The 25,321-nt window shown below is 52.4% G+C and carries 16 protein-coding genes; 2 read left to right on the forward strand and 14 right to left on the reverse strand.

Annotated features, from left to right (window positions below; translation table 11 throughout):
• Nucleotides 1-2 precede the first annotated feature (2 nt).
• Entirely contained in the window at nt 3-1,667 is a 1,665-nt protein-coding gene (locus F1379_RS13525; protein ID WP_150270461.1) for a GspE/PulE family protein, read from the reverse strand.
• A gap of 369 nt (nt 1,668-2,036) precedes the next feature.
• On the opposite strand from F1379_RS13525, the gene F1379_RS13530 reads away from it, so the two are divergent.
• Complete coding sequence (locus tag F1379_RS13530) at nt 2,037-6,776, forward strand: collagen-binding domain-containing protein (protein ID WP_162551159.1); 4,740 nt, start codon at nt 2,037-2,039, stop codon at nt 6,774-6,776.
• A 61-nt stretch (nt 6,777-6,837) separates the two neighbouring features.
• Here the strand turns inward: F1379_RS13530 and F1379_RS13535 are convergent, their stop codons facing one another.
• The 3 genes from F1379_RS13535 to F1379_RS13545 are packed head-to-tail and all read right to left on the reverse strand — an operon-like array spanning nt 6,838 to nt 9,955.
• On the reverse strand, nt 6,838-8,688 hold the full coding sequence (locus tag F1379_RS13535) for a hypothetical protein (protein WP_150270465.1): 1,851 nt from the start codon (nt 8,686-8,688) through the stop codon (nt 6,838-6,840).
• A 12-nt stretch (nt 8,689-8,700) separates the two neighbouring features.
• The gene (locus tag F1379_RS13540; RefSeq protein ID WP_150270467.1) at nt 8,701-9,231 is read right to left on the reverse strand and encodes a PulJ/GspJ family protein; all 531 of its coding nucleotides are present in this window, start codon (nt 9,229-9,231) and stop codon (nt 8,701-8,703) included.
• A complete protein-coding gene (locus F1379_RS13545; protein WP_162551160.1) occupies nt 9,215-9,955 on the reverse strand; it encodes a prepilin-type N-terminal cleavage/methylation domain-containing protein in 741 nt (246 codons plus the stop codon). The genes F1379_RS13540 and F1379_RS13545 overlap by 17 nt, the downstream gene beginning before the upstream one ends.
• Before the next feature lie 183 nt (nt 9,956-10,138).
• Between F1379_RS13545 and F1379_RS13550 the strand changes: the two genes are divergently transcribed.
• Nucleotides 10,139-10,924 (forward strand): alpha/beta hydrolase, encoded by a 786-nt coding sequence (locus tag F1379_RS13550; RefSeq protein ID WP_150270471.1) that lies wholly within the window; start codon nt 10,139-10,141, stop codon nt 10,922-10,924.
• A gap of 59 nt (nt 10,925-10,983) precedes the next feature.
• On the opposite strand, the gene argH is transcribed toward F1379_RS13550, so the two are convergent.
• From argH to secA, 10 genes are all read right to left on the reverse strand, one after another.
• On the reverse strand, nt 10,984-12,390 hold the full coding sequence (gene argH, locus F1379_RS13555) for an argininosuccinate lyase (RefSeq protein WP_150270473.1): 1,407 nt from the start codon (nt 12,388-12,390) through the stop codon (nt 10,984-10,986).
• Nucleotides 12,391-12,543: 153 nt separating this feature from the next.
• A complete protein-coding gene (locus F1379_RS13560; protein ID WP_150270475.1) occupies nt 12,544-13,782 on the reverse strand; it encodes an argininosuccinate synthase in 1,239 nt (412 codons plus the stop codon).
• 291 nt (nt 13,783-14,073) lie between these two features.
• Nucleotides 14,074-15,042, reverse strand: a complete 969-nt coding sequence (argF, locus tag F1379_RS13565; RefSeq protein ID WP_150270477.1) for an ornithine carbamoyltransferase — start codon at nt 15,040-15,042, stop codon at nt 14,074-14,076.
• On the reverse strand, nt 15,042-16,325 hold the full coding sequence (locus F1379_RS13570; RefSeq protein WP_239004667.1) for an aspartate aminotransferase family protein: 1,284 nt from the start codon (nt 16,323-16,325) through the stop codon (nt 15,042-15,044). The genes argF and F1379_RS13570 overlap by 1 nt, the downstream gene beginning before the upstream one ends.
• Nucleotides 16,326-16,893: 568 nt before the next feature.
• A complete protein-coding gene (gene argB / locus F1379_RS13575) occupies nt 16,894-17,694 on the reverse strand; it encodes an acetylglutamate kinase (protein ID WP_150270479.1) in 801 nt (266 codons plus the stop codon).
• A 42-nt stretch (nt 17,695-17,736) separates the two neighbouring features.
• Nucleotides 17,737-18,966, reverse strand: coding sequence for a bifunctional ornithine acetyltransferase/N-acetylglutamate synthase (gene argJ / locus F1379_RS13580; RefSeq protein ID WP_150270481.1), 1,230 nt, complete (start codon nt 18,964-18,966; stop codon nt 17,737-17,739).
• Nucleotides 18,967-18,987: 21 nt separating this feature from the next.
• Nucleotides 18,988-20,037 (reverse strand): N-acetyl-gamma-glutamyl-phosphate reductase, encoded by a 1,050-nt coding sequence (gene argC / locus F1379_RS13585; RefSeq protein WP_150270483.1) that lies wholly within the window; start codon nt 20,035-20,037, stop codon nt 18,988-18,990.
• A gap of 188 nt (nt 20,038-20,225) precedes the next feature.
• Nucleotides 20,226-21,110: a YitT family protein gene (locus F1379_RS13590; protein ID WP_150270485.1), complete on the reverse strand. Its 885-nt coding sequence runs from the start codon at nt 21,108-21,110 to the stop codon at nt 20,226-20,228.
• Nucleotides 21,111-21,333: 223 nt separating this feature from the next.
• A protein-coding gene (prfB, locus tag F1379_RS13595) for a peptide chain release factor 2 (RefSeq protein WP_150270487.1) occupies nt 21,334-22,447 on the reverse strand; the annotation gives its coding sequence in 2 pieces (ribosomal slippage) (nt 21,334-22,374 and nt 22,376-22,447; 1,113 coding nt in all).
• Nucleotides 22,448-22,806: 359 nt separating this feature from the next.
• Nucleotides 22,807-25,311 carry a preprotein translocase subunit SecA gene (gene secA, locus F1379_RS13600; protein ID WP_150270489.1) on the reverse strand — a complete coding sequence of 835 codons (2,505 nt, stop codon included), beginning with the start codon at nt 25,309-25,311 and terminating at the stop codon, nt 22,807-22,809.
• Nucleotides 25,312-25,321: the final 10 nt, after the last annotated feature.

The following is a 25,321-nucleotide window of genomic DNA, read 5'->3' on the forward strand; positions in this document are numbered from 1 at the left end:
GGTTAATGGGATACCGTCTCGCGCAGCACTTCCTGGAGTGTGGTCATCCCTTGGGACACTTTAAGCAGTCCGTCCTCCATCAATTGAATCAAGCCGCGTGCCTTGGCAGCCGAACGCATCTCTTCGATTGAAGCAGAGTCTGTAATCAGCTGACGGAGGTAATCGTCAATGGTTAGTACTTCATGAATGGCAATCCGGCCGCGATAGCCGGTGGAGTTGCAGCTCCCGCAGCCGCGGCCCTTGTGAAGAACTTCACTCTTGAGGCCATGGCGTTCCAGCATAATGGCTTCCTGCTGCGAAGGCCTATAGGTCTCCTTGCAATCGGTGCAAATCTTGCGCACCAGCCGCTGGGCAACAACGCCGATCAGGGAAGAAGCGATCAGGTACGGCTCAACCCCCATATCCCGGAGACGGGTTACACTGCTCACAGCATCATTCGTATGCAGCGTGGACAGCACCAGGTGACCGGTCAGAGAGGCTCTGACCGCAATCTCGGCAGTTTCGGTATCCCGGATCTCCCCTACCATGACAATGTTGGGGTCCTGGCGGAGGATGGAACGCAGGCCTGCTGCAAACGTAAGGCCGATGGACGGATTGACATGAACCTGATTAATCCCTTCGAGCTGATACTCCACCGGGTCCTCTACTGTAATGATATTGACCGTCTCCTGATTGAGCTGGTTCAGCGCCGAGTACAGCGTCGTTGTCTTACCGCTCCCTGTCGGTCCTGTGATAAGCATAATACCGTAAGGGCGGCTAATCATTTCCTTGAAGGCGACGGCATTGCTGTCACTGAAGCCCAGTGTATCAATCGATTTCACACCGGTGCTGAGATCCAGGAGCCGCAGCACGATCTTCTCGCCATGCATCGTCGGCAGGGAGGAGACACGGATATCAATCATTTTATAGTCAAACTGCATCTTGATCCGTCCGTCTTGGGGCAGCCGCCGCTCGGCAATATTCAAACGTGCCATAATCTTGAGTCTAGCGGTAATAAAGCCCTGCATCTGCTTCGGAATCAGCCGCTCGGTCCGCAGCGTTCCGTCAATCCGGTAGCGGATGGCCAGGTTATTCTCACCCGGATCAACGTGAATATCGGAAGCCCGCAGCTGAACCGCCTGCTGAATCATCTGGTTGACGAGCCGGACAATCGGCGAATCCTCGTCGGTAATCTCCGTCTCTTCAATCTCTTCCTGGGTCGGCAATTCGACCAGCATCTGGTTCATAGAATCACGCATGCCGTAATGGCGGGCAATAGCACGCTGCAGTTCGTCCCTGGTAGCAATGGCCGGCTCGATCCGGAACCCGGTGCTCATGCGCAAATCTTCAATTGCAAAATAGTCCAACGGGTCCGCCATGGCCACCATCAGTTTCCCGCCTTCCTTCAGAAAAGGAAGCACCTGGTAGCGTTTGGCCATACTTTCCGGAATGATCTGCGTAATCGCCGGATCGATCTGATATTTAAAAAGACTGACATGCGGAATTCCCAGCTGGAACTCCAGTACCTCTATTAATTGCTGTTCTGTTATATAGCCTTGTGAAATCAGCAGGTCGCCCAGCTTGCGCTTGGATTTACGCTGATCGGCCAGCGCCTCCTGAAGCTGCTCCTGTGAAATGACCCCATTCTCTACCAGCAAGTCTCCAAGTCTCTTCTTAACGATTGCCAATCTAAGCTCATCTCCATGCCGTGTAGTATGTATAAGGTTTATCGGTCTTTTTTCGCTCAAAATGAAGTAATTAATCAGGCTAAGTTCCTACATTCCTCTTGCACTTTTGCCGATGAAATTAGGTATGTATGTCTCAGTCGTTTTGACAAACCGGGCTTACTGGTTCAAATTTTAAATTCTGATAAATCTCTGATTCATTAGTCTTAAATTTCAGGGTATATTTACACTTTCGCTCATTGCCTAACTGTGAAAATTATCCTAGAATGATATATAGCATATATTAGGTAATCTTACAATAAAACTTGGTGAATAATGCTATATTTTCAGACTATATATACCAATTTATCGACAAATCGGGGAGCGATGGGAATGGAAATATTCAAACGGAGAAAGCTTGTTTTTCTTTCCGGGGCTGCACTGTCCTTATTGTTAGTGTTCCTGCTGGTTCAATGGTTCAGTGCAGATGTTGAAGCATCGGATAACAGCTATCCGATCCGCATCCTGGAAATTACAGACCCCACTAACTCCAGCTTGGGAACGGACGGCAGCGAGTTGGACGAGCTTAAGAAGCTCCCTAACGTCACTATAGATACCGTTACGATGAAGAAATTCGTCTCGCTTCGTGAGGACTGGGATGGGAAGTATGACGCCGTTTATATCGGTCTAGGTGAATACACTCCAAAGGCCGTATCCACCAACGGCAGCTCCGACACTAAGACGCGCACTGATGCCCATAATACCAGCGCCGTCGAGAATGATATTACACGATTGAAAGCCAAAGAGCTCACAGAATACTACATCAATAAAGGACTCTACGTCTTCTTTAGAGAAGAAACGTTCAGTGCTCAGGCCGCAAGCTCCGCTAAACAAGGAAATCTATACAATAGCTTCAATACCTACCGGACAGGCAGTTCCAAGGCTAACGTTGTATTTTTGGATGCCACCGGATTTAATAATCTCGCCCCTGAGATCAAGAGCGGCACATCGCCATTTATAGCCGGCTTAACCCAGAGACCGCGGCTCACCATTTCGAATACAACGGATATCAAGAGCTATCTTACTACTCCGAATTACACATACGCCGCCGGGGACAAGCTGAATTTCTCAATTAAGATGAGTAATACACCGAATCTGCCTGCCAGTCCTATCCGGGTGAAGCTATATATGAATGTGGACTCATCGCTTCCTATGGCTGAAAGCAATGTGGTCGCCACAGAGGTATTGAGTACTCCGACAGGAACGCTCTCCTACACGCTGCCCGCAACTTACTCAGGCCCGCTCTACTGGAAGCTCGAAGTGAACGATACCACAACAGGCTTCAAGGATTTCGACAGCGGGGTCATCCGGTTCAGAGGGCTTAAGCCAGTGATTAAAGTTCTCCAGGTTATGCCCGCCGGAAAGACCGGCAGCAGTCTGCTGAACACGTCCAATATGAAGACACAATATCTGTCCAATCCGGATTATGAGATTCAAATCGAAGCTCGTGACATGGCCTGGTTTAATGATTACATCAGTAAGAAAGCCAGTTCCAATGACAAAACCTCGGGATTGAACGGCGTATATGATATGGTGGTATTCGGATTTCAGGATCAATACGACCGTGTAACCAATCCCATGATATCGAAAGACGCAGCTTTGGCGGTTAAAGCTTTCGCTGAAGAAACCAAGCAAAGCATCATGCTTACACACGATACTATTTATAATGATCCGGCCAACCCGACTATCGAGAACTATACCAACAAGGTGCCCAACACTAACTATTGGAGTTACTACTTTCACAATCTGGTCGGCCAGGATATGCCGCGCACCTATTTAGGCGGTAATGCAGTGGCTACCTCCAAAACAGTAGTACCGGTGAATAACGGCCTGCTAACACAATATCCGTTCAATTTGTCGTCCGTTACAATGTCACCTAATCAGTCCCGCTACGCTGTAGCTTTAACACACGATCAATTCTTCCCGCTGAATCTGGAGCGGGCTGACGTAATTCCCTGGTACAACATCTCCGGCAGCAGCCGTGATGTCAACGACAGCCGGAACCATTTCTATACGTATTCAGTGGGCAATATCACATTCTCGGGAACAGGCCATACCAGCACTAACTTCCCCGAATGGGAGCAAATGCTGTTCGTTAATACGATGTACCGAGCATTTGTGGGTGCCAACCATGCGCCCGAGATTACTGTAAAAACACCAACAGACAACAAAGAAAAGCCTTCCTACCAGGATAAAATTACAGTCAGCTACACCGTAAAAGATTATGATTTCGAAGACAAGCAGTTGACCACCAGTCTTCAGTTCAAGGTTGGCGATACTCCTGTAAGTGGATATTCTGTAGACAACAAGGCTGTATGGTCAGGCGAAACCGTAACATTTAATTTTGACAATCCCCTACCCGAGGGCGGAATGCTTACCATTGAAATTACAGTCAAAGACACAAAAGGGGCTGCAGCCATCAAGACTGTGAACGTTCCGATTACACGGATCGACTCAAACCTGGCGATCAGCAGAACCGTATCGTCCGCTGCGGTAGAACGGGACACGCCTACAGCCATTCAATACACGGTTACACCTAATCCCGTTCCGTACCTGTCAGTCGATAGCGAAGAACGTGGAATCGAACAGCTTGTCATTACGAATGTAAAGTTTGAGGAGACTTTTCCGGCAAATCTGGAGGTTAGTGGCAGCGGAGAATTCACCAGAACTGGATCTCTTGCGGAAGGCTATACTTTGACCCGAGACCTCGGTACCATCACTTATCAATTGACTGAAGTGAATGGCTTAGAAATGTACATTCCGCAAAATTCAAGTGCTTATGCTTTCAGTTTGAATGTCATTCCGAAGGTCAAGCAGTCTTACTTGATGGACAATTCAAAAATCACTTTTGAAGATATACATGCAGCACCAGTGGCTACTGCTACACCTACATCTACACCTAGCTCGAGTCCTACTCCGTTGACGACACCAGTATCAACGCCGGCTGCCAGTTTCCCGGGCTCATCAGCTCCGGTAAATGCGCTAGGCCTGGCAAATGATTATTCAATCTTCATGTTGGGTGATATCACTTTCTTAAATAATGGTTTTACAAACACTGGCCGAATGGCGGCTGGAGGCCATGTTTCCATCGGCTCGTTTGATTTAGGTACCGGTTTAGGAGAGAATCCAACGGGTGCTACTATTGTGGCCAACGGAAATTTACAACTCAGTACAAACGGAGGCACTCTAAGAGGAAAGGCGTACTATGGCGGCACGGTAACAGTTCCTGGCTACATGAGCGGACAAACAGAAAAAATGACTGCGCCAAATTCTTATATTGATTTTAATAGTGTAGGAAACTCTCTAATTTCACGTTCTAACGGTCTCTCTACCTTATCCAAAACAGCAGATACAAAGTATGACAGCAACGGATCTGTAGAGCTGAAAGGTGAGCGTTCAGATTTAAACGTATTTTATATAAAAGCTGAGGCTGCCAGAGAATTACACAGTATTACCATTGCTGCACCAGCAGAATCAACTGTTCTTATCAATATTGCTGGAACCGCCAACCAGTTTAAAGACGGAAGTTTGAAAATTACAGATTTAAATGGAGTTACAGTAAGCGGGCGCTCAAGAGTTATTTATAATTTCTTTGAAGCCAATAGTCTTTCTATACTGCAATATGGTGATGTTCAGGGTACAATATTTGCTCCTTTAGCGGATATTTCTTTTACTGGAAACCTGTACGGCTCATTTATCGGCCGCTCTATTCGTGAGCTCAATGGTGGACACTTTATCTCCATGGCACCTTTCACAGGTACTTTTCCGGACACACCAGCGGCTACAGCTACACCATCGCCAACAATGACGCCAACCCAGACGCTAACTCCAGCGCCTACAGCGACATCGCCTGCAGCATCGGCAAAGCCTAGAGAAACAAAAACTTTATATTTCAGCCCGTTGACGCTTGAAGGCATCGTGAGGGTTAGCGGCATTTCCGTCAATGGCACCGACATCCGGATCGGCAATGAGATTAAGCTATTCCCGGTTATCACTCCCGAGGATGCCAATAATCAAAATGTCAGCTGGCAATCGGACAATCCCCTTATAGCAACAGTGGATGCAGGTACAGGAGTAGTTAAAGGGATTTCCGTGGGGGAAACTACAGTCACTGTTACGGCAAGCGACGGCAGCAAAACATCAGCAACAGCCACAATCCGGGTAATATCGCCTAATCTGTCCATAAGCGGTCCTGGGAGTGCCAAAGTAAACCAGAGCATTGATTTAAGTGCCATCTATAATACTATTCAAGAAACTGTAACCGGGTATGCCTGGTCCATTCAGAACAGTAATAACAACGCAGACAAAGCAGCCGTAACTTCAGTTACCGATGACAATAGCACTGTTCGATTCCAGGCAAGCCAATCCGGAACATACACAGTTATCGTGAAGGTTACCACCGATGCAAATCCCGACGGGGTCCTGGCTGTCAAGGCAATCACCGTTGGTCTGAATAGCCTTCGTATCCAAGCAGAAGAGGTAGTCTACCTTAATAACAAGATTACCCTTAGAGTCGTTCCGGATCCCCTTACTGCCAATAATGAGCACTATGAATGGAGCCTCGCTAACGCCGATGAATTGCAATATGGAGGGTTTGTGAATGCAGAGGGCCGAACGGTAGCCACACTGACTACCTCCGGAAATGCTGTTGAATTCAAGGGAACCGGTGTAAAAGAGGGGATTGATATCGTTGTCAAAGCAGCCGGAATCACCAGTGCCGCTCACCCGGTCAGTGTTGTAGACGAGCCAGGCCTGATGTTCTCTCCAGATACCCAAGGAACAATCAGCGTGGGGAAAACGCTAGAGTTCATTCCTAATCAGAACTTGTTCGCAAAACCCTATGGTCCGCTCTCTGACAGCATTATTTCCAGACTTCAATGGTCTATTGCGGGAGGTACCGCTTCGGCAATCCATCTGTCTTCTAATGGAGTCGTTACCGGAATAACTCCTACAAAACCCGGCGAGCCTGTACAAATTCAGGTTAAGTATAAGACCTTTAGCGGTGTAGACCAAACGGCCGTTTATACCCTGACGGTTCGTGGTCCTGAAACCTCCGGAGATAACCGGTATTAGCCAAACAAAAAGCACTGGCCCACATCGCGGGGCCAGTGCTTTTTGTTTTAATATCCTTTTTTTATAACGGCTTCAACTCTACCGGTCCGGCATTAATGTTGATTTGCTTGACGCGCGGCAGTCCGATCTTCTGATGCTCAAAGACCGCCTCATTATAGTCAATGATGAATCTGGAATCTTCAGGATCAGTCAAGTGTTGCTGATCCTCAAATTCAAATTTAGATTGTCCGGTTCTTTCGGACACCTCTCCTGCTACAGCATTGATAGTGAGTGTTCCTCTGGCAAAGAAGCCCCCATTCAGTGAAAAAATAGATCCGACTCCGTAGAGATCCGCGGTACTGTCCGTGTAGAAGAAAGCCTCCAGCTCCGTAACCTGATTCTTGTCTTTAAATTCATCCACTCGGTTCAATAAGATCGAGCCCTTGGAGATTAGCACTAGCTCCTTCTCATCTTTTCCTGTAATGCTGGCATTAATGATCTCGGTTTTACCCAGGGTAAATAGTGTGGAGTCAAATTGAACATCCCCCTCAATGAACAGGTCACCGGTCACTAGCAGATTAGCTTGTATAACAACCTTGCTATGTGTATCATTAACAATTTTGAGGTCTCCATTAATGATGAGCCAGTTAGACGGAATCGTACTGGAACCTGTATCCTGTGGGCGGTTAGCCTTCGTTACATCTGTAATATTATTTAACGTATTACCATTTAGGAATAGGCTGCCATCATAAATAACACTGGTGGAAAGGTTGGCTAGCTTCGTCTTCCATGCCTGAAAAGCCGACTGATACTGCTGCTCCCTCCAGTTCTCCAGCTCCACTCCGGTCAATATGCCTTCTTCATCATGGTCGTTCTCATAATCGCTTCGCTCGGGCATTTTAAGAACCGGAAGAGTTCTGTTATTAATCAATGAATTCACCAGACGGCCGCCCCGTACCTTTGGTTCTTCTCCGCTGCCCTTCCCTCCAAGACCATAATAGGTGGTGGCAAAAGAGCTTTTGTTATTCTCCGCACCAGATGCTTCAGCCATCTTATCCAGAAAGGAATCCTCTACATCGATCTGTACAAAAGTGGCCTTCTTCTTGATCAGAGAGTTCTCGTAGGCCTGTTTCACCCGATTATCCAGTAATTGATATTGCTCTTCATCGCCGCTTGGAACCTTAGTATACCCTCCGCCATTCCAATACTGAATGCTGTTCAGGTTCTGGATGTGTGGTTCTCCTTCAATTAAAGGAAACAGCGAGGGCTGGGTCAGATCTGCTCCATTATGCGTATACTCAGCCACCGGGCTAAGCTTCAGTTCGCCGCCGGCGTAGACATTCCCCTTAATATACGGGGCACCGTTCAGGATCACATCTCCTTCAGACGACCCCAGAGAATAATTCAGAAAATCAGGGAACGTCGTCACCGTTACCCGCTGCTCCAGATTACGCGAAACTCCATTCACAATAGCATTGGCCCGGATAACAATGGCATATTGGCTGCCGGTTGACGCCGATTTATCTAAAGTGATACTGGTAATTTGATTTGCCGCCCCATCCAGATTGGTTGCAGACTTAAACTCTCCAGCTTGGTTTTCCAGACCAGTGAGGAATGTCTGAATCTTGTTATTCAACTCGTTCTGTGGAGTATCAGCGCCTTGCATCAGCATGAGATTTAAGCGTTCCGTCATATACGCAATAACCTCATCTATTTTTTTCTGTGCCAAATGCAGACTCTGGACGTCATTCTCCCGTGTCTCTGCACGGCGTGCCCCGCCTACCGTTGCACTGAGCACACCAACTCCCATGATGGTTAGCAGCAGGACAATAAACATCACTAGTACAAGCACTGATCCCTGCTCAGACGATAGCCTTTTCTTTAGCGCTATATCATCTTTCCTACTGTTTCTGGAGCTACCATTGCACCACATTCGCCGCCCCTCCTAATATCCAAATTGGCTTCTTAGTTCCAGCTTGTTCTCATTGCTGCCTTCGTATTTCAGAACCAGCTTAATTTCAATCGTCCCTGAGCTGCAAAGCGAACTGATCGTACACTTTCGACCGTCAGCAGTATAAGCAGTAATCTCGGAGTCACCCAGCTCCGAACGAACCTCAAGCGGTGAATTGGTTCCTTGTCCGGTTCCATTTCCAGATATAATGATTTGATTGCCGACGACTTCAATAGTTTCCTGAGTTACTCCGCTTCGGATGAGCTCGATGCCATTGCCGTTGGACGTATTCTGGACCTTATCAGGGGCATAAGTGTACAGTTTAGTAATAATGGAAGACATAATGAAATCTGCCTCATCCCGTAATTCATTCTGTATCGAAATTCTCTCGTAGCTCCGCATACCAAACGTAATAAGGCCTGAAATGATTCCTGCAATCATGGCAAAAACCGTGACCGCCGCAATCAGCTCAACTAATGTGAAACCCTGCTCCCGGATCCGTATCCGCTTAGCGAATTCTTTCATCGGTGATGTATCCCTCCACCTTTACGTCATATACAGGCTGATTCCCCGGGTCAGCGCGTCTAACCTTTACCAAGACCGGAAGCAGGTAGTCTCTGGATTTGGACAAGTCGATAGAAGAAGCTGCCCCAGAGGGTGAAGGCTGCGTCTTCTCAGACCATATTTCAGGCTGATATACTACATCAATCTGGTATTTGATGCCGTTAACCGTAGGATTAAAGACATCGGTGGGTGAACCGGTAAAGGGGATAGGATCCGCCAATGTACAACCAGCAGTTCTACAGTCATCCGCTTCGATAGCCGGATGGTTCGTAAAATAAGTCTTCACAGCTTCAAAATCCTGCTTCTCCATATAAAAAAGCGCGTTCCGCGCCAGATTAACCATAATCGTCTTGTTCTGATTAGACTTAGAATAGGACATAGCATTGGTAAAGTAGGAGGTCAGCACCAGGGAGACAATCGACAGTATAACAATAGCGGCTAGAACTTCAACTAGGGTAAATCCACTCTGACTATACACTCGGCCTAAGTTGGCCTTAATCCTATTGTGCTGCGTCAGACTTCGCTGGGCCTGGCCCTCATGACACAGCCTGTCTTCTATTGTTACCTGGCGAAGAGCTATAATTTCCTGCGCTTCTAGTTTATCCGCAGGCGTATGCGTGAGGCCTATGAATGGTGCCTCTGCACGCCTGTCCAGGAACATCTCCCCGCAGCCCTTTTTCCGCATTCCGTTCGCTCCCATCTCTGATTCTTTCTACCCACTTCCATTATATTCTTTCCCCTAAAGACCCAGCAATCCCGTATACGAAGAATTACGGCATCATTCGTGTAAATCTAGCGATTTTCTATACTATATATCGGTTTCGGGGTGTGATATCATTTGTGCTGACAGATGAAGGGAGGAGTTAGTATGGCTTTAATCGAATGCAGGTTTTATTCCGAAGTACTCGGACTGAGTACGTCGATGACGGTGATTCTGCCGCAGCAGACGAGGACGCAGATTGGACTGGACAATGTGACGCGGGGTGAGCTGCACCCGACGCTCTATCTGCTGCACGGTTTGTCGGACGACGATTCCATCTGGCTGCGCCGGACGTCCATTGAACGGTATGTCGCTTCGATGGGCATTGCCGTGGTCATGCCGCAGGTGCACCGGGGCTTCTACACGGATATGCACCAGGGCGGCAAGTACTGGACGTTCATCAGCGAGGAGCTGCCGGCGCTGGCGCGTTCATTCTTCCCACTGTCGGGAAAGCGCGAGGATAATTTCGTAGCCGGTCTATCGATGGGCGGATACGGGGCATTCAAGCTGGGCTTGCGTAAGCCGGAGATGTTCGCCGCAGCCGCGAGCTTGTCGGGGGCGCTGGATATGGCGCATCATACCCTGAACTGGGAAGATCCCGCGCAGAAGAGCGAGGAGTATAAACGGATCTTTGGCGAGGAAGACATCGCTGGAACACCGGAAGACCTGCTGTGGCTGCTGCAGGAGCTTGACCGCTCTCCGGGGCCGAAGCCGCTGCTCTATCAATGCTGTGGGACTGAGGACTTCCTGTACCAGGACAATCAGGTGTTCCGCCAGGCCTGTGCTGAAACCTCACTGTCCCTGACTTACGACGAAGGGCCCGGAGAACATGAATGGGGCTATTGGGACGCCAAAATCCGCGATGTGCTGGCCTGGCTTCCGCTGAGCAAGTAAACGAAAAAGGTGGCCGCTCCGCTTAAGAGCCGCCACCTTAATTATTTTATGACACTACTTTAGTTGGTTTTCAATGCCACCCATTCCCCGGCCTCCTGCAGCGCTGCCTCTGCCCGCCCGATAGCCGCTACAACTTGAACGGTAGCCGTGCCGCCATAGACGTTGCGCGCGTTCACGACAGCCTCAGGCTGCAGCACTGCGTAGATCTGGTCGTTGAACAGCGGAGAGAACTGCTTGAATTCATCCAGGCTGAGATCAAGCAGAAATTTGCCTTCGTTGATGCAGTAAAGGACGGTTTTGCCGATGACCTCATGGGCCTGGCGGAACGGAAGTCCTTTGCCGACCAGGAAATCGGCGATGTCCGTAGCATTCGAGAAGTCCGTGTTCACCGCTTCGCGCATCCGGCCTTTGTTAACTTTCATCGTGGCGATCATCGGCGCGAACAGCTGCAGTGCACCCGTCAGCGTAGCCACCGTATCGAACATGCCTTCCTTGTCTTCCTGCATATCCTTGTTATACGCCAGCGGCAGCGACTTCAGCACAGTCAGCAGACCGATGAGGTTTCCATAGACACGTCCGGTCTTACCGCGTACCAGCTCCGGAACGTCCGGGTTCTTCTTCTGCGGCATGATGCTGCTTCCCGTGCAGAAAGCATCGTCCAGCTCCACGAAGCTGAATTCGGTGCTGCTCCACAGCACCAGCTCTTCACTGAGCCGGGAGAGGTGGGTCATGATCAGCGAAGCGTTCGCTAGGAATTCGACGATAAAATCCCGGTCACTGACCGCATCGAGACTGTTCTCATATACGCCGTCAAAACCGAGCTGCTCCGCCACAAAATGGCGGTCAATCGGGAAGGTCGTTCCGGCCAGCGCGCCTGCGCCCAGCGGCAGCACGTTGATCCGCTTGTAGCTGTCGGTCAGGCGCTCCGCATCGCGGCGGAACATCGAGACATAGGCCAGCAGATGATGGGCGAACAGAATCGGCTGCGCCCGCTGCAGATGCGTATAGCCCGGCACAATCGTCTCTACATTGTCCTTGGCCTGGGTGATCAGGGCTCCCTGCAGCTCATGCAGCAGAGCAACCAGCTCCACCACACGGTTACGCAGGTACAGATGCATATCCGTCGCTACCTGGTCGTTACGGCTGCGCCCTGTATGCAGCTTGCCGCCGACCGGGCCGATTTCCTCGATGAGGTTCTTTTCGATATTCATATGGATATCTTCATCGGACACGGAGAATTCAATTTCTCCCGCGCGGACCTTCGCCAGCACCTTGTTCAATCCGGCTTTGATGATCTCCACATCCTCCTGCGGCAGGATGCCGCACTTCCCCAGCATCGTTACATGGGCCAGGCTGCCCTGCACATCCTCTTCGGCCAAAGCCTGATCAAATCCGATGGATGCCGTGTATTCCTCCACCAGCTTGTTGGTACCCTTCGTAAAACGTCCGCCCCACAGCTTGCTCACTTGATGTTTCCTCCTCGATAGACGCCAGAAGGGCCGCTCCTGTCCCGGCGGGAGGAACGGCCTTCGGTTGTCGCATGGTATTTAGTTCTATTACATCGCCCTCAGTCAAAACAACACTCCCGTTGAAGGGATGAGCTGGCTGCTGCAGACGATTTATTGTTTATTCGATTCAGCTACGCCTGCGGACACCTTCAAACGCAGGGCATTCAAGCGGATAAAGCCTGTAGCATCGCCCTGGTCGTACGCCTGGGTCGGATCGGCTTCCATAGTCGCGATATCCGGGTTGTACAGGCTGACCGGGCTCTTAACCCCTGCGCCGATGATGTTGCCCTTATACAGCTTCACGCGCACGGTACCAGTCACGTTCTTCTGGCTCTCGGTCACGAGCGCCTGCAGCGCCAGCCGCTCCGGAGCGAACCAGAAGCCGTTGTACACGAGTGTGCTGTAACGGGTAATCAGGCTGTCGCGCAGGTTCATCACTTCGCGGTCCATGGTGATGGACTCCATTTTGCGGTGGGCGGTGAAGAGGATCGTGCCGCCCGGAGTCTCATACACGCCGCGGCTCTTCATGCCGACAAAACGGTTCTCGACCATATCGACACGGCCGATGCCGTGCTTGCCGCCCAGCTCGTTCAGCTTCTCCATCACCTGCAGCGGGTTCAGCGCCTCGCCGTTCAGCGCAACGCAGTTGCCCTGGAAGAATTCCAGCTCCAGATATTCCGCCTCATCCGGAGCATCCTCCGGTGCATTGCTAAGCAGGAACATGCCCTTGTTCTCCGGTGCGCTCGGATCGAACCACGGGTCTTCCAGCACGCCGCTCTCATAGCTGATGTGCAGCAGGTTGCGGTCCATGGAGTACGGCTTGGCTGCTGAAGCCTGTACCGGAATACCGTTGGCCTCCGCATAAGCGATCATCTCGGCGCGGCCCGGGAACTGGTTACGGAACTCCTCCAGACGCCAAGGTGCAATCACCTTGATGCTTGGAGACAGCGCAGCCGCGTTCAGCTCAAAGCGCACCTGGTCGTTGCCCTTGCCGGTTGCGCCGTGGGCAATCGCCGTTGCGCCTTCGGCAATGGCGATGTCAACCATGCGCTTGGCGATCAGCGGACGGGCAATGCTGGTACCGAGCAGATACTGGCCTTCATACAAGGCGCCCGCCTGAAACATCGGATAGATGAAGTCGTTCGCGAACTCGTCGCGCAGGTCGTCGATGTATACTTTGGAGGCGCCGGTAGCCAGCGCTTTTTCCTCCAGGCCTTCCAGCTCTTCCTTCTGGCCGATATCTGCGGTGAACGCGATGATCTCGGCGTCATAGGTCTCCTTCAGCCATTTCAGGATTACCGAGGTATCCAGACCGCCGGAATAGGCGAGTACGATTTTTTCTTTTGCCATGGGAATGCTTCTTCCTTTCGTGGGTGGATAGGCCGGGTACGAAAAATGCGCTCATAGAACCCTGGTAACATCATCCGTATCTCCGCGAAATGTTTGAACTTCCGGCCGCTGTTGTCTCCAAGTTTTTTAAATTGTTGACCGCAATCGGCGGATAAAACTTGGAGACAAAGGCGGACGCTAACGCTCCTACAGTTTCAAACTTTCTCTGCGCTACTACTACCAGGATTCCATCGCTTACTTTTATAACCCCAGCCTATTTATATTTTTATATTATATAATTTCTCAAATGCCTTAACCCATCAGGGCGGCCATCAGCGCCTTCTGGGCGTGCAGCCGGTTCTCCGCCTGGTCGAAGATGACCGAGTTCGGGCCGTCGATGACGCCCGTGCTGACCTCTTCCTCACGGTGTGCCGGCAGGCAGTGCAGGAACAGGTAGTCGCTCTTCGCGCCCTTTACCAGTTCCTCGTTCACCTGATAGTCCTTAAACGCAACCTCACGTACCTTCTGCTCGGCTTCAAAGCCCATGCTCGCCCAGACATCCGTGTAGATGACGTCGGCATCCTGCACCGCCTCCTGCGGACTTCGGGTGACGGTAATCGTGGAGCCGCTCTCCTTGGCGATAGCCTGGGCCTCCGCTACCACAGCCGGGTCCGGCTCATAGCCTTCCGGGCTGGCAATCGCAACATGCACGCCCAGCTTGGCGCCGCCAATCATCAGGGAGTGGGCCATGTTGTTGCCGTCCCCGATATAAGCGAGCTTAAGGCCCTTCAGCTTGCCTTTGTGCTCATACACCGTCTGGTAGTCGGCCAGTATCTGGCAGGGATGGGCTGAGTCGCTGAGGCCATTAATGACGGGCACCGTTGCATAGCGCGCCAGCTCCTCCACCTTGTCATGGCCGAAGGTACGGATCATGATGCCGTCCAGATACCGGGACATTACCTGCGCCGTATCGCCGACGGTCTCACCGCGTCCAAGCTGAATGTCGTTCTTGCTCAGGAACAGGGCGTGGCCGCCGAGCTGGAACATCCCTACTTCGAAAGAGACGCGTGTGCGGGTCGAGGATTTTTCAAAAATCAGCCCGATCGTCTTGCCCTTCAGCGGATGGTACACCTCGCCGTTCTTCTGTTTCCGTTTCAGTTCAATGGCCAGGTCGATCAAGTAAATGATCTCTTCTTGGCTGTAATCGTTCAGCTCCAGCAGATCGCGGCCTTTAAGCTGCTTCGCAATCTTGTCCGCGCCGCTGTGTACACTCTGGCTCATCAATGTGCCTCCCCGTCTTTTTTGTTAGCATAAGTATGAATGAGTTGTTCGAGGATGTCCACCGCCAGGTGAATCTCCTCATGGCTCACGTACAGGTTAGGCAGCAGCCGGATGACGTTCGGACCGGCTTGAACGAACAAGAGGCCCTGCTTCTGTCCGGCGAGAACAATGTCGCTGACCGGGCCGGCGCATTCGATGCCGATCAGCAGCCCCTTTCCGCGCACCTCCTGCACAAAAGGCGTATCCGCCAGCTTCTCCCGCAGCAGTCCGCGCAAGTACTCACCCAGCTCCTCAGCACGCTCCGGCAGCTTGTCTTCGAGCATCGTCTCAATTGTCGCTTCCATAACTGCTGCAGCCAGCGGTGTGCCGCCGAAGGTGCTGGCATGGCTGCCGGGACTGAACGCTTCACGCAGGTATCCCTTGCCCAGCATCACACCTGCCGGGAAGCCGCTTGCCACGCCTTTGGCCAGTGTGAAGATATCCGGCTCAATGCCGTAATGCTGATGGGCGAAGAGCTTACCCGTACGGCCTATGCCGGTCTGGACTTCATCCACGATCAAGAGCAGGCCATGCTCCTGACACAGCGCAACAACGGCATCCAGGAAGCTTTGTTCTACGACCAGCACGCCGCCTTCCGCCAGCACCATCTCCAGCATGATGGCCGCCGTATTCTCGCTGATGGCGGCTTTGAGCGCGTCCAGGTCATGGAGTGGCACGGTCTTGAAGCCTTGCGGCAGCGGCAGGAAGCCTTCCTTGACCTTCTGCTGGCCGGTTGCCGTCAGCGTCGCCAGTGTGCGTCCGTGGAAAGACTGCTCGAAGGTAATGACCTCATAACGTCCGGTCCCTTTGACCTTCTGGTGGTAGCGGCGGGCCAGCTTGATAGCCGCCTCGTTCGCTTCCGCCCCGCTGTTGCAGAAGAATACCTGATCCGCGCAGCTATTGTCCGTCAGCAGCTTCGCCACCCGGTCCTGGCCGGGAATATGGAACAGGTTCGACACATGCCACAGCGTATCGATCTGTGCTTTCAGCTTCGCGCCAATCTTCTCCGGGGCATGCCCGAGACTCGTTACAGCCAGACCGCACATGAAATCCAGGTATTTATTGCCCTGATCATCCCAGACCCAGCTGCCTTTACCCTTGACCAGGCTGATATCATATCTGGCGTAGGACGGGAACACCGCACCCAGCTTGGCAGGAGCGGACTCCTGCGCTTCCGTCTGCAGACGGCGCGCCTGCGGCTCCCCTGTCAAAGAATCTTTTTCCGCTTGTGTAAGCTCACTCATTCTTAGTCACTCTCCCACCAGGCCGCTGCGGTTATCCGTCAGGGCTGTCATTTTAATAATAATTCTATATATATAAATTGAACTATTGAAATTCACATGAGATTAGGTAGTAACTGCGGGGAATGTTTGGACTTCCGGCCACTGTTGTCCCCAGATTTCTAAATTTTAACCGCTCTTAGCGGTTGAAATCCGGTGACAAAGGCGGACGCTATCGCTCCTCCAGTTCCAAACTTCCCCTCCGTACTCCCATCTCTTTGTGTTGTTCTTTTGTTCAACTTATATAGTTGGAAAATCGCAACCTAATTTCACCCACATCATGGGTTTCACGGATCTAGTTGGATAACTGCCACTTAATATGGGCGAAAAGTGATGATTATAGCAAAAACGTTCAAATTAAGTAGCGATAATCGAATTAAATTGCAGAAATCAGGAAAACAGACTAGATTAGTGTGCGGAAATCCAACTATTTATATTAGAACAACCTAGTAGCACACGAGACTGGTCATAGCTCCAGGAAAAGGCTTCCCGCAAGCTTCCCGTCGTAGACACTCCCGGATTTCATCCGCCTTCATCGCAGTATTCTCGTCCCGATTGCTTCCCCGCCCAGCACACGGCTGAGCACCTGCGGCTCCTTGCCGTCCACGATCACCACTTCGGATACGCTGCCCTGCAGGCAATCCATAGCCGCACGCACCTTGGGAATCATTCCGCCATAGATTTCTCCGCTGGCAATCAGCGCTTCAATTTCCGTCTCGGTCACGGACGGCAGTACCTTCTTCTCACCCTCAAGGGTCCGCATAATGCCCGGCACATCGGTCACCACAATCATTCTGGGCGATTCCACGAACGAAGCTACTGCGCCTGCTGCCGTGTCGGCATTGATATTGTAGCGCCGTCCCTCCGCATCCACACCAATAGGAGCGATGACCGGTATATACCCCATAGCGAGGATGCCTTTTATAAGTCCCGCCTTTACTTCAGTCACTTCGCCGACCTGACCCACCTCAGCGGCGTTTGCCACCGGCCGTGCCGTAATGAGCTGGCCGTCCACACCGGAGAGACCCAGAGCCTGCCCGCCGCTGCCTTGGATACGCCGCACAATCGCCTTGTTGATGCTTCCGGCAAGCGTCATTTCCACCACGTCCAGCACTTCTTCGGTCGTCACCCGCAGGCCGTTCACGAAACGGCTCTCGATCCCCAGCTTCTCCAGATTGCCGGAAATCGCCGGGCCCCCGCCATGGACAATTACCGGCTGAACGCATGCCTTCTGCAGCTCCCGCAAATCAGCAAAAAAAGAGTCCGGAAGTGCAGCCAGCGTGCTGCCCCCGCATTTCATCACAAATAGCTCCGCTATAGCTTCTCGCGTCATAAGTATCGGTATCCTTCCTTGTGGCTTATACAGCCGTCCTGATCAGGTACGGTAGGCGGCATTGATGCGTACGTAGTCGTACGTAAGGTCGCAGCCCCAGGCGGTTGCCTTGCCGTCGCCGTCGGACAGGTCTACCGTGATCAGCACAGTGTCGCTCTTCTGCAGGTAGTGCAGCGCTTGCTCTTCGTCAAAAGCGACCGGCCGCGAAGCCTTAAGCACCGCAATGTCTCCCAGCGCGATATCCACATTCCCGGGCGACACCGGAACTCCGGCACGCCCTACTGCGGCGATGACCCTCCCCCAGTTCGCATCCGCGCCGAAGATCGCCGATTTCACCAAACTTGAGCCGACCACCGTCTTTGCGATCGCAGCAGCAGCCTCATCATGCACCGCTCCGTTGATTTGCACTTCAATCAGCTTCGTCGCGCCTTCGCCGTCACGGGCGATGGCCTTGGCCAGCACCTTGCACACATGCGTGAACGCCGCGGCAAAAGCATCCCAATCCGGATGCAGCCGCGTAAGCGGCTCATTCCCGGCCAGTCCGCTGGCCATCGTCACCAGCATATCGTTGGTGCTCGTATCCCCGTCCACCGTGATCATATTAAAAGTAGTGTTCGTCGCAGCGCGCAGCAGGCTGAGCAGATCCTCCCCGCCGATAGCGGCATCGGTCGTCATGAAGCCGAGCATCGTGGCCATGTTGGGGTGAATCATCCCCGAGCCTTTGGCGGCTCCGGCAATGGTTACTGTAACGCCCCCTACGAGCACCTCTACACAGCTTTCCTTCTTAACCAGGTCGGTCGTGAGGATCGCCTGGCTGAACTCCTCCGCCCCGGCGCTTCCGCCATCCAGCCTCTCCGGCAAAGCGGCGATGCCGCCGCGCACGCAGTCCATCTTCAAGAGCTCACCGATCACGCCGGTCGAAGCGACCGCGACATCCTGCTCCTTGACGCCCAGCGCCCGGGCTGCGGCAGCGCGCATTTCATAGGCATCGGCTTCGCCCTGCTCGCCTGTGCAGGCGTTGGCGTTGCCGCTGTTCACGATAACCGCCTGCAGCGTGCCGTCGGCAAGGCTCTCCCGCGTCACCTTCAGCGGCGCAGCCTGAAACACATTGGTCGTATACACCGCCGCCGCAGTTGCCGGAACCTCGCACCGGATGGCTGCGAGGTCGTTGCGGTCGGTCTTTTTGAGGCCGCAATGCAGTCCTCCGGAGATGAAGCCCTTCGGTGTGGTGATGCCTCCGCCTTCCACGACGGTAAATAGCTGTTCGCTCATGTTCTCGTAACCGCTTCGCCCTTAAGGATACACCGGTGTGAATCCCAGCCCGCGGGTTTCCTCCCATCCCATCATCAAGTTAAGGTTCTGAATTGCCTGGCCTGCTGCGCCCTTGACTACATTGTCAATTACCGACACAATCGTAACCCGCCCTGTGCGGGGATCGGCGGCAAAGCCGATATCGCAATAGTTCGAGCCGCTGACCTCCTTCGTCGCCGGAAGCACTCCCTCGCTTCGCACCCGTACGAACGGCCGTCCCGCATAATAATTACGGTATAATTCCACAAATTCACTTTCGCTGTGCTGGCCGTTCATTCCTGCATACATCGTGCTCATAATCCCTCGGGTCATCGGCACCAGATGAGTGGTGAATGTCACCGTCACCGGCTTGCCGGCCGCCTCTGTCAGCACCTGCTCGATTTCCGGTATATGCTGATGCTTGTTGACCTTATACGCTTTGAAATTCTCGTTCACTTCGGCAAAATGCACCCCAAGGCTGGCTCCGCGTCCCGATCCCGATACACCCGACTTGGCATCAATAATAATGCTCTCCGGCTGAATCCAGCCTGCCTCCAGCGCCGGAAGAAGTCCCAGCAGGGTTGCCGTCGGATAGCATCCGGGATTGGAGATGAATCTGGCACCAGCAGCGTGCTCTCCATACACCTCGCATAACCCGTAGACCGCCTCTTCAAGATATGCCGGCGGCGGAGCCGGGTGCCTATACCACTGTTCGTATTCAGCTCTATCCTTGAGCCGGAAATCGCCGGACAAGTCAATGACCTTGAGACCTGCCTCCAGCAGCTGCGGCACGAGCTTTCCGCTTACACCGGAAGGTGTTGCCGTGAATACCACATCCGCCTTGCCGGCAATCTCCGCCGGGTCAACTCCGTCCAGTGGCTGCGCGAACAATCCCGTCAAATGCGGAAATCCCGCTTCAATCGGCTCCCCGCTGCTGGAAGAGGAGATTACTGAGGTTATCTCAACATCCGGGTGGTTCTGCAGCAGCCTGATCAGCTCCACACCACCATATCCCGTTGAACCGACAATCGCTGCCCTAAGCTTCCCTTGCACTGTACATCCCCGCTTCCCGCTGCATGCTATAATGAATACCGTCCTGCAAATATGTATTATTATACGACCCTATTAATATAAATACAACATATTGCGTTAACTTTTATTTTCCCTTTTTTCAGGAGCTTTCCTGCACACAGACCCTTTTACTCTCCATAAAAAGAGAGCGCAAGCCCTCTTCCCTGGGCTTACGCTTCTCTCTTAAATCCTTCGCCGAGCACCTCATGCGCTTCGGTAATAATGACGAATGCCTCCGGATCGACGGAACGGACGATTGCCTTGAGGCGGGTGATTTCATTTTGCCCGACAACAGCCATCAGCACAGTACGTTCATCGCCGGTATAACCGCCCTGCGCATTCAGCTTGGTCAGCCCCCGGTCCAGATCATTGAGAATGGCCTGGGAGATTTCCTCCGTCTGATCGGAAATAATGTATGCCACCTTGGTAACACTGAATCCCACTTCGAGGGCATCAATAACCTTTCCGGTAACGAAAAGTCCAATCAGCGCATACATCGCCTGCTCCATGCCCAGCACGAATGCCGCTAGTGTAATGACCGTACCATCCAGCAGTACTACAGACAGCGAGAAGCTGAAGCCAGTCACCTTCTGGATAATTTGCGCCAGGATAGTCAGCCCGCCTGTAGAGCCGCGGCCCCGGAATACAAGGCCCAGTCCCAGTCCCACGGCGATACCGCCGTAAATGGACGCCAGCAGCGGGTTGGTGGTCGGCACCGGACCGTCCTTGGTCAAATAAATAAACAACGGAAGCACAATACTGCCCAGCAGGGAGCGCATGCCGTACTGCTTCCCTAGGAAGATGATGCCCAGAATAAACAGCGGAATATTAAGCGCCCACTGGGTGAATGCCGGCTCGGCACCGAACCAGGCCTCGGCCAGGACGGACAGGCCCGACACTCCGCCGGAGGCAATCTGGTTCGGCAGGAAGAACAGATTGAATCCGACGCCTGTAATCAGCGAGCCAATCAGGATAAGCGCGATATCCACGGCGTGGCGGACCGGTCCGTTCAGCGGGATCAGCGGCGGTTGTTTGCGTTTGTTGATCTTTTCCATGTGTGGTTCTCCTTAAGCGGTAATCAAAACTTTACCCCACAAAGTGACGTGAAGCTCTGTGGCTCATTCCGGGTACTTTGCGGGGACCCCAATAATAAGCTCCACAAATTGACGCAATGCTCTAAAGCTTATTCCGGATACTTTGCGGGGACCCCAATATATGTTTTCTAGACCGATCACAAAAAATTCCTACACCTCCGAAGACGCGTAGGAATTCTTGTTATTATTCAACTTCTGTCTTGATCTGGCTGCGCAGATAGCCGTCGATGAACAGATTGATATCGCCGTCCATTACTGCACCCACGTTCCCCGTCTCCACGGAAGTACGGTGATCCTTTACCATACTATAGGGATGGAATACGTAGGACCGGATCTGGCTGCCCCAGGCAATATCAGATTGCTCGCCGCGAATCTCATCCAGCTCCTGCTGCTGCTCCTGCAGCTTACGCTCATACAGCTTGGAGCGCAGCATCTTCATCGCCTGCTCCCGGTTCTTGATCTGTGAGCGTTCGTTCTGGCAGGTAACAACCACGCCGGTCGGAATATGGGTAATCCGCACTGCGGAATCGGTGGTGTTAATATGCTGTCCACCTGCGCCGCTGGCCCGGTACGTGTCAATCTTCAGATCTTCGGTACGGACTTCAACCTCTACATCGTCATTAATTTCCGGCACCACATCGCAAGAAACAAAAGACGTGTGGCGGCGGCCCGAAGCGTCGAACGGCGAGATGCGCACCAGCCGGTGGACACCTTTCTCCGCTTTCAGATAGCCGTAGGCATTGAAGCCCTTGATCAGCAGAGTGACACTCTTGATTCCGGCCTCATCACCAGGCAAATAGTCGAGAACTTCGACCTTGAAGCCACTCTTCTCGGCCCAGCGGGTGTACATCCGCAGCAGCATTTGTCCCCAGTCCTGGGATTCCGTACCGCCGGCTCCCGGATGCAGCTCAAGAATAGCATTCAGCTTATCATAAGGCTGGTTCAGCAGAAGTTGAAGCTCGAACTCATCGACCTTGCTCACCAGAGCCTTAAGCGTGCCTGCACTTTCCGCCGCCAGCTCCTCATCGCCTTCCTCGTCAGCCAATTCCAGCATCATCGAGGTGTCATCGTATTCCTGCTGTAATTTCTCATACTGGTCCACACTGGCTTTGACGGCATTCATCTCGGAGATAACACCCTGCGCCTTCTCGGGATCATCCCAGAAATCCGGCGCCGACATCTTCTCTTCGAAGTTAGCGATCATTTCCTTCTTGAGGTCTAAGTCAAAGAGACCCCCTAAGGTTAGTTAATTTCTTGCCGATTTCACGCAGATCCTGCTTCACACTGGAATCAATCACTGTTAAATCCCTCCGTTGCTTGAATCTATATAAGTTGAACTTTTGAAATCCACATGAGATTTAGTCGTAACTGCGGGGAATGTTTGGACTTCCGGCCGCTGTTGTCTCCAGATTTCATGATTTTACCCGTCTATTCGGTTGAAATCTGGTGACAACTTGAGCTTACGATGCGAGCTTTCCTTTGGAAAGCTTTCAGGCGGACGCTATCGCTCCTCCAGTTCCAAACTTCCCCTCCGCACTCCATCTTTTTGTGTTGATCTTTTGTTCGCTTTATAGCTTAAATATGCTTCATAAAAAACGGCCGGACCGCAGACGGGAAATCCCCGGGCCCAGCCGCTATTCATTGCCCGGCCAATCGCTTAGCTCTGGCCGTGGCAGTTCTTATATTTCTTGCCGCTGCCGCATGGGCATGGATCATTACGGCCAATCGCCGCCTGCACCTGCACAGGACGCTTCTCGGTCGGTTCACCGTTGGTCGAGATTTTGTCCTCGTCTACAACGGATTGCCGCTGCTGGTTGGTTTCGATATGGGCCTTCATAATGTAAGTGGAGACTTCCTCCTGAATGGCGGCCGTCATCGCATTGAACATCTCAAAGCCTTCGAACTGGTATTCACGCAGCGGATCAGTGCCGCCGTAAGCGCGCAGATGAATCCCTTGACGCAGCTGGTCCATCGCGTCAATGTGGTCCATCCACTTGCTGTCTACGGAACGCAGCACGATAACCTTCTCGAATTCGCGGACCAGCTCGGCGCCGAGCCGTTCTTCACGGGCTGCGTACTTCTCAAGTACACGGCCGAAGATATACTCCACCATTTCTTCGACTTCCTTGCCCCACAGATCATCGCGGGTCAGGGCGCCTTCCTCGAGCAGCTTGCTGTTCACATAGTCGGCAACTTCCTGCAGTTCCCAGTTCTCCGGAATTTCATCGCTGCAGTGGGCCGCTACTACACGTTCTATAACCGGCTTGATCATCTCAAGAACGATGTCCTTGATGTTCTCGGACTCCAGAATTTCGCGGCGCTGCTTGTAGATAATCTCGCGCTGCTGGTTCATCACGTCGTCATACTGCAGAACCACCTTGCGGATATCGAAGTTGTTGCCTTCGACCCGCTTCTGGGCGGATTCAATAGCGCGGGTGATCATCTTGCTCTCGATCGGCTGATCTTCCTCGAATCCGAGACGGTCCATCATATTAAGCACATTGTCTGCGCCAAAACGCTTCATCAGTTCATCGCCCAGCGACAGATAGAACTGGGTCGAACCCGGGTCGCCCTGGCGTCCGGCACGGCCGCGCAGCTGGTTATCGATACGCCGTGATTCATGGCGTTCCGTACCGATGATATGCAGACCGCCCAATTCGGTTACGCCTTCGCCGAGTACAATATCCGTACCGCGTCCGGCCATATTCGTGGCAATCGTCACCATGCCCGGTTGACCGGCATGTGTAATGATTTCGGCCTCTGCTGCATGATGCTTCGCGTTCAGTACCTGGTGACGGACACCTTTACGCTTCAGCATTTCGGAGACGCGTTCGGAGTTCTCAATCGACACCGTACCTACCAGCACCGGCTGGTTCTTCTTGTGGCGCTCTACAATCTCTGCGACAACCGCGTTAAATTTGCCGTTCTCGCTCTTGTAGACCACGTCAGGCATGTCTTCGCGCTGGTTCGGTTTATTCGTCGGCACCTGCAGAACCTCAAGGCCGTAAATCTTCTTGAATTCTTCTTCCTCGGTCTTCGCAGTACCGGTCATACCGGCGAGCTTGCGGTACATCCGGAAATAGTTCTGGAACGTAATCGTTGCCAGCGTCATGCTCTCGTTCTGCACCTGGATTTCTTCCTTGGCTTCAATCGCCTGGTGCAGCCCATCGCTGTAACGGCGTCCGGCCATCAGACGGCCGGTAAATTCGTCGACGATGACTACTTCGTCTTCATTTACAACATAATCCACGTCCCGCCGCATAATAACATTCGCCTTAAGAGCCTGAACGATATGATGATTCAATGTAACATGGCTGTGGTCGTACAAATTCTCAATGCCAAAAGCCTTCTCGGCTGCAGCTACGCCCTTCTCAGTCAGCGCAACGGATTTTACCTTAATGTCGACGGTGTAATCTTCTTCTGCATTGAGCCGTTTCACGAAACGGTCTGCCGAATAATACAGCTCGGTGGATTTCTCGGCCTGGCCGGAGATAATCAGCGGCGTCCGCGCTTCGTCAATCAGAATGGAGTCCACTTCATCAATAGTACAGAAATATAGCGGGCGCTGTACCATCTGCTCCTTGTAGAGCACCATGTTGTCGCGCAGATAATCGAAGCCGAATTCATTGTTCGTGCCGTACGTAATATCGCAGGCATACGCATCCTGTTTAGCGGCATGGTCCATACCATTGAGGTTGATGCCAACCGTCATACCCAGGAAATTATAGATTTGACCCATTTCTGCGCTGTCGCGCTGGGCCAGATAGTCATTGACGGTTACCACATGCACGCCCTTGCCGAGCAATGCATTCAGGTATACCGGAAGTGTTCCTACGAGCGTCTTGCCTTCGCCAGTCTTCATTTCGGCAATTCTGCCTTCATGCAGCGCCATACCGCCAACCAGCTGAACGTCAAAATGCCGCTTGTTCAGCACCCGCCGGGATGCTTCACGCACGGTGGCAAAGGCTTCGGGAAGAATCTCTTCCAGCGTTTCGCCTTTCTCGATACGGGCGCGGAACTCCGCGGTCTTGGCTTGCAGCTGCTCATTGGAGAGCGCCTGGAACTCCGGTTCCATTCCATTAATAATTTCGACCGTCTTCATCAGACGTTTGACATCCCGTTCATTGGAGTCGCCGAAAATTTTCTTCACAAGTCCTAGCATGGTTAACCCC

Source organism: Paenibacillus tepidiphilus (assembly GCF_008635795.1).
GTDB lineage: Bacteria > Bacillota > Bacilli > Paenibacillales > Paenibacillaceae > Paenibacillus_AQ > Paenibacillus_AQ tepidiphilus.